The 8,474-nt window shown below is 43.1% G+C and carries 7 protein-coding genes; 4 read left to right on the top strand and 3 right to left on the bottom strand.

Going from position 1 to position 8,474, the window contains the following annotated elements; translation table 11 throughout:
* Positions 1-129: 129 nt before the first annotated feature.
* The 4 genes from gldF to ACTIE6_RS11060 all read left to right on the top strand — a co-directional run bounded on the left by gldF (position 130) and on the right by ACTIE6_RS11060 (position 4,489).
* Complete coding sequence (gene gldF / locus ACTIE6_RS11075; protein WP_439556692.1) at positions 130-858, top strand: gliding motility-associated ABC transporter permease subunit GldF; 729 nt, start codon at positions 130-132, stop codon at positions 856-858.
* Positions 859-1,098: 240 nt separating this feature from the next.
* Positions 1,099-1,644, top strand: a complete 546-nt coding sequence (locus ACTIE6_RS11070) for an RNA polymerase sigma factor (RefSeq protein ID WP_439556691.1) — start codon at positions 1,099-1,101, stop codon at positions 1,642-1,644.
* Positions 1,641-2,555, top strand: coding sequence for an anti-sigma factor (locus ACTIE6_RS11065; RefSeq protein ID WP_439556690.1), 915 nt, complete (start codon positions 1,641-1,643; stop codon positions 2,553-2,555). Before ACTIE6_RS11070 ends, ACTIE6_RS11065 begins: the two co-directional genes overlap by 4 nt.
* A gap of 224 nt (positions 2,556-2,779) precedes the next feature.
* A complete protein-coding gene (locus ACTIE6_RS11060; protein WP_439556689.1) occupies positions 2,780-4,489 on the top strand; it encodes an FAD-dependent oxidoreductase in 1,710 nt (569 codons plus the stop codon).
* A 42-nt stretch (positions 4,490-4,531) separates the two neighbouring features.
* On the opposite strand, the gene ACTIE6_RS11055 is transcribed toward ACTIE6_RS11060, so the two are convergent.
* The 3 genes from ACTIE6_RS11055 to ACTIE6_RS11045 all read right to left on the bottom strand — a co-directional run bounded on the left by ACTIE6_RS11055 (position 4,532) and on the right by ACTIE6_RS11045 (position 8,418).
* Positions 4,532-6,823, bottom strand: a complete 2,292-nt coding sequence (locus ACTIE6_RS11055; protein WP_439556688.1) for a helicase-related protein — start codon at positions 6,821-6,823, stop codon at positions 4,532-4,534.
* Positions 6,790-7,566 (bottom strand): HamA C-terminal domain-containing protein, encoded by a 777-nt coding sequence (locus ACTIE6_RS11050; protein ID WP_439556687.1) that lies wholly within the window; start codon positions 7,564-7,566, stop codon positions 6,790-6,792. The genes ACTIE6_RS11055 and ACTIE6_RS11050 overlap by 34 nt, the downstream gene beginning before the upstream one ends.
* A gap of 405 nt (positions 7,567-7,971) precedes the next feature.
* Complete coding sequence (locus ACTIE6_RS11045) at positions 7,972-8,418, bottom strand: helix-turn-helix domain-containing protein (RefSeq protein WP_439556686.1); 447 nt, start codon at positions 8,416-8,418, stop codon at positions 7,972-7,974.
* Positions 8,419-8,474 lie beyond the last annotated feature (56 nt).

Below are 8,474 nucleotides of genomic sequence, written 5' to 3'. Positions count from 1 at the left end.
TTTGTAATTGGAGTACTGGGTTATGTGGTGACCGGATTTATAATTGCCCTGATCGTAGCTGCAATAATCCGCAGGGATAAACCCGTTTTCGAATAGCTTTTTAAAAGTTGATATTTTAACATAAAGACAGTGTTTGCAATTTTCCGCAAAGAGATTGGCAGCTTTTTTAATTCGCTGATCGCCTATATGGTGATGGTCGTTTTCCTCACTGCCATTGGGCTGATTATCTGGGTTTTTCCGGATTCAAATATCCTCGATTACGGTTATGCAGATATGGGCTCGTTTTTTCGCCTCGCCCCCTATGTGCTCCTTTTCCTGATCCCGGCGGTGACCATGCGATCCATCGCCGAAGAAGCGCGTAACGGTACCCTTGAACTGTTGCTTACCAAGCCTATCACCAATGCAGACCTGGTAATTGGTAAATTCCTGGCGAACTGGAGTCTTGTTCTATTGACATTGTTGCCAACACTGATCTACTATTATAGCATTTATCAACTCGGTAGTCCGGTCGGAAATATCGACTCAGCCGCAGTTGCGGGATCTTACATCGGATTGCTGCTGTTCAGCGGGGCGGTAGTAGCAATGGGCTTGTGGGCTTCGTCGCTCAACGACAATCAGATTGTGGCATTTATCCTGGGTGTGTTCATCGCCTTTATCTGGTACGTTGGTTTCAGCGCTGTGTCCCAGATGCTCGGTACCGGCGTATTATCGAAGCTGTTTTTATGGATCGCGCTGGACGAGCAATATCTGGCACTCGGCAAAGGGTTGGTCGATTCACGCAACGTCATTTACCTGCTGAGCCTCATTGCATTCTTTCTTGTTCTGACCCTCTGGCGCGTCGAGAAGCTGAGAAAGTAAAAGCTTTGAAAATCAACGCACACCTTTTGATCTAACTGCGTGTATTTGATCGTATATGATTGAAAACACACTAACATGATCGCTCTTTATTTAACTCCCAACCCTTCATTTGAAAATGTGCAATCCGGCGGTTTGAGGGGGCGGTCGGGCGTGACAATAATTTACAATCGCGCAGACTGGTTATTAGGAAATTTCGCTAGATTGCCAGTAAGTAATGCACAATTAACTATTAAGCAACTCTTGGCGACAAGCAAGGTAAAATACTCGGAAGAGGAACTCGTGCTGGCTCTCAAAAGGAATGAGAAGGTGGCCTTCGATTTCCTGTACGACCATTACTCGGGCGCTTTGTTTAATATCATTTCAAAAACACTAAGGGACGAAGAGAAAGCCGCAGATGTATTACAGGAATCATTCGTTAAGATCTGGAAAAATATAGCTTCATATAATCCGGAGAAGGGACGGCTGTTTACATGGATTATGAACATAGCGCGTAATGGCGCAATTGATGCGGTGAGGGTAGAAGGCAGAAAGCCGTTAATGGATGATATAGAAGACGTGGCGGTGAGGAATGAAAAAGACGCGTACGAAGATTTACAGACAACGAGTTCGGATATGAAGGCAATCATTGATATGCTTCGTCCCGAGCGCAAAATTCTCATTGACATGGCGTATTTCCAGGGGTACACTCATGAAGAGATTTCCGAAGAGCTGAGCATTCCGCTGGGCACGGTAAAATCGAGGATCCGAACTGCGTTACAAGAGTTAAAACAATACTTTGCAGCATGAATATCCAAGCATACATAGAGTCCGGCATATTGGAAGAATATGTATTGGGCACTGTTTCTCCTCAGGAAAAGCAGGAAGTGGAGTGTATGTCTCATATTTACCCGGAGATAAAGGAAGAGTTATTGAGGACTGAAAATGCTTTAGAAGAATATGCATTAAAACACCAGACTCCTCCGCCGGCTTCATTGAAAGAGTCAATTTTCGCATTGATGAATTTTGATTCCGCCGGTGATACAAATAACGACACGCAAAACGGTGATAACACCGGCACTCAGGAAACGGTAAGGGTAAACGACAGCATTGAAACCCCCAAGGTTGTAGAGGCGGAGGGTGGTAAGGTTATAGTTGATGTTTTCGACAGACCTGAGATGGAAATCAGGCAAGTAACCCCTTTGTGGGCCAAAATTTCAGTTGCTGCTGCGATACTGCTCGCTCTTTTCGCTGGCTGGTCGGCCATGCAAATGGGCGAATATAGAAAGAACAACGAGCAGCTGGCCGCTGAGGTGGGCAGTATGAAGGGTGAGATGGAGGGAATGAAAAATAGCCTCACATACACCGAGTCACTTGCCGGAATGTACCGGAACCCACAATATAAAGTGGTAAAAATGGCCGGAATGCCGAAATCTCCGGAAAGCAGCGTAGCCGCATTCTGGAACCAGAAAACCAATGAAGTAATGTTGGATGTGGAGAACCTCCCGGCGGCACCTGCTGGCAAGCAATACCAGCTTTGGACGATCGTAGGTGGTCAGCCGGTGGATATGGGAATGCTGGATAATCAGTTTTCTGGGAAGGTTTTGAAGATGAAAAACTCAAAGCCAGGTGCAGTGGCCTTTGCGATTACTTTGGAGAAGGAAGGTGGGGTGCCAAGTCCTACAATGGAGGAGATGGTTGTGATGGGTAAGGTGAGCTAGCGTGCGCTTCGTGCACGTTGCTTCGACTGCGCTCAGCATGACAAAGGCGGGTGACAGGTGAAGAGGCAACTTGTACAATGCGCCCTTGTCACCCTGAGCGCAGTCGAAGGGCAGGGCACAAAGCTACTAACAAGAGAGAAGCATGGTGCAAAGTGCTTCGACCGCCCGGCGGCCCGGTGCGCTCAGCATGACAAATTTTAATACTAACAAATCAAAAAGAGTAAATGAAGCGAAGAAGCTTTCTAGGAAACATAGCACTAGTAAGTGCACTAACAACAACAGAAGGTTCGGCTCAACAGTCCGAACCTTTTTTGCATGAAAAGAAACCCCAAGAAACCCTAACCGCCGACCTGATAGTCGCCGGAGGAGGCCTCGGCGGCTGCGCCGCCTCGCTCGCCGCATTAAGAGATGGCTTAAATGTAATTCTCACAGAAGAAACCGACTGGCTAGGCGGCCAGATCTCCCAGCAAGGCGTACCGCCTGACGAGCATCAATGGATCGAAACGCACGGAGCTCCAAAGGCATACCGTGATTTCCGCGACGCGATCCGGGAGTATTACATCAAACATTACCCCCTCACCGACGAAGCAAAAAGCCGCAAATACCTCAATCCCGGCGATGGGGCGGTGTCGCGGATTTGCTGCGAGCCGCGCGTGGCGGTGTCGGTGCTGAATGAAATGCTGGCGCCTTACCTCAGTTCCGGCAGGCTTTCGTTGCTTACCGAGCACAAAGCCGTATCTGCCGAAGTGCAGGGCAACCGCGTGAAGTCGCTCGATGTCGTGAGCACGCGCACGGGGCGGCGGGTTACCTTGTCGGCGCCGTACTTTGCGGATGCTACCGAGTTGGGCGACTTGCTGCCTCTGACTGGTACCGAGTTTGTCACCGGCACCGAGTCCAAAGCCGAAACCGGCGAGCTTCACGCCCCTGAAAAAGGGAACCCCGACAATGTGCAGGCATTCACGATGTGCTTCGCGATCGACTACCGGCCGGGCGAAAACCACGTCATCGAAAAGCCTGCTGAATATGATTTCTGGCGAAGCTATGTCCCGAAAATGACCAAACCCTGGTCGGGCAGGCTGCTGGACCTGGCGTACTCCAATCCCAAAACGCTCGAACCGAAAACGCTTGGCTTCCACCCGGAAGGCATCAAAACAGGCGACGCGCTCAACCTCTGGCTGTACCGCCGCATCATCAGCCGCCAAAACTTCACGCCCGGCACCTACGCGGGCGACATCACGATCGTCAACTGGCCGCAAAACGATTATATGCTCGGCAACCTCATCGGTGCCAGCGAAAAGGATTTCCGAAAGCACGTCGACCGCGCCAAACAGCTCAGCCTCTCGCTCCTCTACTGGCTGCAAACCGAGGCCCCGCGCCCGGACGGCGGCAAAGGCTGGCCCGGCATCCGCCTCCGGAAAGACATCATGGGCACCGACGACGGCCTCGCCAAATACCCCTACGTCCGCGAATCGCGGCGCATTAAGGCACTATTCACCATCAAGGAAGAACATGTGGGCGCCGCAAACCGCGAAATGGCCGTCGCAAACGGCGCGCCAGGCGACAAAACCAAAGCCGCCACATTCTCCGACAGCGTCGGCATCGGCTACTATCACATCGACCTCCACCCCAGCAGCGCCGGCGACAATTACATCGACTTCGCCTCCCTGCCATTCCAAATCCCCCTCGGCGCCCTGCTGCCCATACGGATGGAAAACCTACTTCCGGCTAACAAGAATATTGGCACTACGCATATTACGAATGGGTGTTACCGGCTGCACCCGGTGGAATGGAGCATCGGGGAGGCTGTGGGGTTGTTGGTGAAGTTTGCTTTGGAGAAGAAGGTAGCTCCGGGAAAGGTGAGGAAGGATAAGGGGTTATTGGAGGGGTTTCAGGGGTTTTTGGTGGGGGAAGGGGTGGAGTTGGAGTGGATATAGCTAATTACCAGCTCGTTTGAGATCGAAGAAGTTAGCTTTAATTTATTCTTTCTTGTTTATTATAGCATCAATCCTCTCAAAAACAGTTGCCTCGTAGGCATCAAAACCAGCCCTAATATTAGTTGAATTTCTTTGATTTTCATAGTAGTCGATAATACTTGAAGGAACACCAAAATCGCTCGCAATTTTTCCCTCTTCTGATAAGGCATTATACTCTAATTTTACAATAAGCCGATCAATTCCGATTGTATCCTCGAACGAATTATTCGAGTTGCTGGATATATAAAATTTATACATCACATTAAATACGCCTAAATATTTAACCACTTGATACTTTAATGTATTATAGATAAAGTCAGCAGTTGATCTAATTGCAACGTCGATATGATCACCTTGTTGAACCCGGTAATTGACTGAACCTATAAATCCACCTTGCAAATAGAAATGAACTAAATGCGTTAAGGTTGAGTATTCCCGAACTTCGCGACCATTTTCAATTAGAAACTTTACATTTTTATTTCTAACTATTGGCTCGATAATATTAAGAACTAACTGAAATCCATCATAATCTATATCTAGTACTGAATTGATTTTTCTAATTAATGCATTAATTGCTTCAAATTCGGTGGTAGATAATGTGGAGATGCGATCAAAGATAGTCAGCTTGTCTACACGACTAATTACCTTAAATTGATCTAAAATTTCGTCCGGTATATTGCGGACTGACTGTTGTAATTGAATGTCGATCTTTTTCTTGCGATCTCCATCGCTCAAATATAAGTCTTCTGTATAAAACAAATCTATTTCATCCTTTGGTGATTGTATATCGAAATTTTTATGCTTTATCCCTTCGGGCGACGAATTAATAGCACTCATAAATTCATTTTGAAGTACGATCACTCTTCCGCTATAATGATGCAAAAATCTGCCAGCCCTGCCTGCAATATTCTTTGCGTCAAATTTTTTTAAATTCTTGGATCCCTTCTTACTATGGAGCACAACCAAATTTTTAGCGGATGTATTAACTCCTTCGGTAATTGTTGTAGTTGATAATAAAACACGAAGTTTTCCTCGATTGAAAAGTGATATAATTTCTTTCTGAATATATTTAGGAATTAGTCCATGATGGATACCTATTCCATTAATTAATGAACTAACCATAACCCAGTCTTGGCCAAATTTCTCTTGAACATGACTAATAAAACTTGAATATTCAGAATTATTGTGATCTTTTAGTATTCCAGCAGTAATAATCTTTTTGGCGTATGATTCAGTACTAGCTCGGGTCGAACAATAAATAATAGTGTTTTCATTTATCAATTTTAAAGATGTTATAATTTCGAATAACCTAGTGGATTTGTCGTTTGCAGTAAAATTAAATGATAAGGTGTTGTCGATTTTGACTTTCTTCTTTGTCTTTATATCATTAAATGTTTTATTTACAATTTCATAATTATTATAGTTAATAAGCTCAATTTTGTTCGACTCTAAAAATGTATCGAAGGATTTATTATAATTTGTATCAGAGGAAGCGGAAAAATCGATATAAGGGCCAGCAAATAATATGTCAGTGTTACCTTGTAACGTATAAAATACAGCTAGTCTGTAAGCTACATCGCGTTCATTTTCTTTAATCTCATCATCCAGCAGGTATTCATTGTCGATTTTGTATACTTCGTCTACAAAGGCAAAGTCAAGGTTAACTTTATTGTTTTGTTTTTCTAAGAATGATAGAAATCTTTCCGGGGTATATATGAAGATGTTGTTCTCTCCAAATGTTTCAATATCACTTAGCGTATGTATAAAATATTTCTCTCGGAAATATTTGAAATTCGTTGAAGTACTTATTTTTTCAACATTTTCCGTTAATAATGCCACAGTCGGAAATATGAGTGCAATATTTTTATATTGCATTTTTTTTATTATCTCATAAACAATATGAGTTTTTCCAAACGAGGTGCTGGCAGATAGGAAGAACCTATTTAATTTTCCAAATTCAAAGAGGTCGAGTACTTGCTTTTGATATTTGTGTACTTTGCTATCTTCGTCTGTGTGGAGAGTGCTTTCATACAGCAGGGATGATATAGTATTTAGGTCATATTCTTCTAAATCAATCTTTACATTGAATTTTTCCAGAAGTTCATAGAAGTGAGGAATGCCAATTGTATTTGCCAGATATCTGAGAAATCTTAGGTCTGACCGAGAGATATACTCTTTTTTGATGCTATCAAAGTAGTCACATACGAGTCTTATTAGCTCGTAATCCTTGATAAGATCTTTCTGATATTTATGCAAGCCAATTACGACAGTGGCTGTTTCTTGGATTCTATCCATGAGATAACTTGTTTCTTTACAGCAATGACATCTTTTATTGGTAGCAAGATAAAAAATATACTATAATCGATTGATAATGTCAATGTTTTGAGGCTATAATCCGTTTGAATATGATCTGGCACCTTTTTTATATTAGCATCATATCCGGTGCTATCTTCCTCATACAAGAGCAATATAGGATAAATCAATCTTATATTGTGCTTTTTGGCCTGTTCAATAATACTTATTATTGGATTCGTCTCCCACTCATTGATAATTTTTTCCACTACTGTGTTGGAGATGTTTAGATTATTCTTGTGATTGTGTATGGCAATAACATTTCGCTCGAAATAGTCATCAGATAATGCTTTTTCAATATTTGATAATACGCTTTTTATAGCTTGCTTATGATTTTTATGAAACTTAACTTCACCAAACCAGAGCTCGGTTTGGCCGTTATTTTCGACAAGCTGATAAGAATCGTAGCCTTTGGTCTCAGCATTTTCTAGCGGATTATAGAAGTATCCTCGCGCAATTACCGGCTTCGCTTTGTATAACACCATTAGTATGCTAAACAAAATTACCTCGCCATAAAACCCATATTTTATTTTGGCTGTTTCATCAGAATCTTCGTTATATTTTAGCTTGCTTTTTAACGCTACTGCGTGAAGTGCAGAGTAATCCTTACCTGTTATTTCAAACTCATTAAATGCATATTCAACTATTGAATTAAAGATGATTTCCGCAAAGGAATCTGGATCCATAGTTGTATAGCATTTGTCATCTGATGTGGAAAAAATAGTGCGCAATATGTTCGACGTTGCATAAGGGAGGTCGTATTTATAGATAATGGTTTTATCTATGAGATCAATAAGGCTTTGTCTCATGGTAGGTGGAAGGCGCTAGATCAGAGAAGGGTGATGAGAAACACTATCGACACTTGTATCTTAGGTATGTGTTTCTTGTATCGATCTGGCTCTGGGAAGGTGAAGCATATAGGGAAGGCGTTTAAAATTTTCTTTAAAAAAGAAAATTTTCGATCAGTTTGGAAATGATAGTAGCACTATTTATTTAACGGTTTTGTCAAACCGTACTTGGCTGACTTATCTCAGTGCATAAACCAAACGTTCGAGTGCTCATCCTTCAAATACTCATCATAAGTCGAAATTTCATTTTTCCTCAATCCACCGCTCGAACTTTGCCATCATTTCGTCTTTCTCTTTCAGCATTCTTTCATAAAGCTCCATTTTCTCGTCGTGGAGTTTTCTCACTTCGGCTAGTGGATTAATGTTGAATGTATTTGCATTGCCCAGATTGACGAATGAACTATCGTGATTTACAAATGAGCTGTCGTGAAATGTGTTGGTAATAATATTGATCGCCTGTTCCTCATCAAAATTCCGAATTGCCTCAGCGGGGATTTTAAGAATCGCGGAAACTTGTTCGAGGATGTCGGCATCGATTTTTTCTTTTTGTTCGAGGAGCGAAACTTTTTGCTGGTTCCAGTCCTCACCAAGCTGAAACGCAAGGTAATCCTGCTTGATATTCATCATTTCGCGAAATCTTTTAAGATTGCGGCCTTCGTGGATCTTCGGATTGGAGGTAGTATGTGCCATGCGGAAAGGTGTTTGGTTAAAGAGGCAATTTATATAAATCCGGCGGTAAGTTTTTG

It is taken from the genome of Dyadobacter sp. (assembly GCF_051859145.1).
GTDB lineage: Bacteria > Bacteroidota > Bacteroidia > Cytophagales > Spirosomataceae > Dyadobacter.
The sequence above is the reverse complement of the archived record's forward strand: the minus strand, read 5'-3'. Positions and strand labels throughout refer to the sequence as shown.

What these genes read in the sequence shown, in the direction of transcription:
- ACTIE6_RS11055 (WP_439556688.1), bottom strand. Translation starts at nt 6,823, where the DNA reads ATGGATAGAATCCAAGAAACAGCCACTGTCGTAATTGGCTTGCATAAA.
- ACTIE6_RS11065 (WP_439556690.1), top strand. Translation starts at nt 1,641, where the DNA reads ATGAATATCCAAGCATACATAGAGTCCGGCATATTGGAAGAATATGTA.
- ACTIE6_RS11060 (WP_439556689.1), top strand. Translation starts at nt 2,780, where the DNA reads ATGAAGCGAAGAAGCTTTCTAGGAAACATAGCACTAGTAAGTGCACTA.
- ACTIE6_RS11050 (WP_439556687.1), bottom strand. Translation starts at nt 7,566, where the DNA reads ATGGATCCAGATTCCTTTGCGGAAATCATCTTTAATTCAATAGTTGAA.
- ACTIE6_RS11045 (WP_439556686.1), bottom strand. Translation starts at nt 8,418, where the DNA reads ATGGCACATACTACCTCCAATCCGAAGATCCACGAAGGCCGCAATCTT.